The organism is Paraburkholderia sp. SIMBA_030 (genome assembly GCF_046535245.1).
In the GTDB taxonomy this organism is placed as follows: domain Bacteria; phylum Pseudomonadota; class Gammaproteobacteria; order Burkholderiales; family Burkholderiaceae; genus Paraburkholderia.
This window is the reverse complement of record NZ_JAWRXB010000352.1, coordinates 1-278: the sequence shown is the minus strand read 5'-3', so window position 1 is coordinate 278 and position 278 is coordinate 1. Positions and strand designations below refer to the sequence as shown.

The following is a 278-nucleotide window of genomic DNA, read 5'->3' as shown; positions in this document are numbered from 1 at the left end:
CTTCGAGTCCGTTGATCGCTTCGACGACATCGAATCCGAGCTGACCGAGCATATCGATCGCGACAGCACGGTTCACCGCGACGTCATCCACAACGAGAATGAGCTTGCGCGGTCCCTTGTAGCCGCTGACCGCCTGCTCGGGCGGGATGGCAGTCGACTGATGCGCCACTACCTGCACATTTAACTCGAAGGAAAACGCACTGCCGGCGCCGTGGCGGCTGTCGACGCGGATGTCGCCGCCCATCAGGCGCAAGAGCTGCCGGCTGATGGTGAGGCCC

The 278-nt window shown here is 62.9% G+C and carries 1 pseudogene; it reads right to left on the bottom strand.

What is annotated here, in order from left to right:
- A pseudogene (locus tag SB772_RS40315) lies at positions 1-253 on the bottom strand (hybrid sensor histidine kinase/response regulator); the annotation flags it as partial.
- Positions 254-278 lie beyond the last annotated feature (25 nt).